Here is a 1,096-nt window from a genome sequence, read left to right as displayed (position 1 = left end):
TCGTACAGCGCGGCCATGTCGCCGCCGCGCCGGTTGAGCAGCGCGGCGAGCCAGGTCGCCTTGAGGTTCTTGTAGTCGTCGTTCGCCACCAGGAAGACGACCGGGCCGGTCACCCCGGGGAGCTGCAGCGCCTCGGCGCCCTTGGGGCCCATGTCGCTGCGCCACTCGCCGCGGCCCCAGGCCACCAGCGGGTTGGCGTACCAGTCGGCGCGCTTGTCCTCGGTGCTGAGGAAGCCCCACTGGACGCCCGCGAAGAGGCTGAGCGCGGTGGCGACGGTCAGGACGGAGACGACCAGCTCGCCGGCGCGCCGTGGCAGCGTCCGGGCGCTCCCCCGGTACTGGCCCTGCAGGACGACGCCGACCGCACCGAGCGAGACCAGGCTCACCACGACGCCGACGCCGGTCATCTTGTGGAAGTAGTAGGAGTACCGCTGGATGGTGTGCAGCTGGTACAGCGCGAAGGCGCTCAGCAGCGCGCCGGTGCCGAGGAGCACCGCCAGGTGCGCCTGGCCGGTGGCCGTGCGGCGGTTGCGCGGCATCACCGCGGCCAGCAGGCCCAGCAGCCCGCCGCCGATCAGCACCGAGTTGTCGGCGCTGACGGAGGGGCCGTTCATGTTGGAGGCGCTGGCGACGTCCAGGTCGCCCATCAGCGAGAGGGCGCTCGGGAGTGCGGCGACACCGAGCGTCACCACCAGGGCGGCGAGCACCCAGGGCCAGCGGCCGGCGAACTTGCGGCGGTGCACGACGAGCGCGCCGAACAGCGCGACCCCGGCGAACGCGCCGTAGATGTTGTAGGCGTAGGTGACCGTGATCATGCCGGCGGCGCCGGCCAGCAGGAACTCGCCCACCCCCATGGCGGGGCGGACGGCGACCGCCAGCGTCAGGGTCACGAAGAAGAGCCCGATGAAGGTCGAGTCGAAGCCGTGGGCGAGCAGGTCCAGGTAGTTGGTCGCCAGCATGACCGCGCCGACGGTCGCGCAGACGGCGGTGCACCGCCAGCCGCGCGGCCGCGGCCCGCCGATCCAGCGGGCGGCCCAGACCAGCCCGCCGCAGAACAGCGCGTAGCAGACCAGCAGGTACAGGAAGTAGCGGTTGA

At 72.4% G+C, this 1,096-nt stretch carries 1 protein-coding gene; it reads right to left on the bottom strand.

The features are described from left to right. Window positions 1-1,096, bottom strand: a 1,096-nt coding sequence (locus tag MCM47_RS41315) for a hypothetical protein (protein ID WP_238951895.1), incomplete at both ends; no start/stop codon positions are given.

The organism is Kitasatospora sp. A2-31 (assembly GCF_022288725.1).
Classification (GTDB): Bacteria; Actinomycetota; Actinomycetes; order Streptomycetales; family Streptomycetaceae; genus Kitasatospora.
The sequence above is the reverse complement of the archived record's forward strand: the minus strand, read 5'-3'. Positions and strand labels throughout refer to the sequence as shown.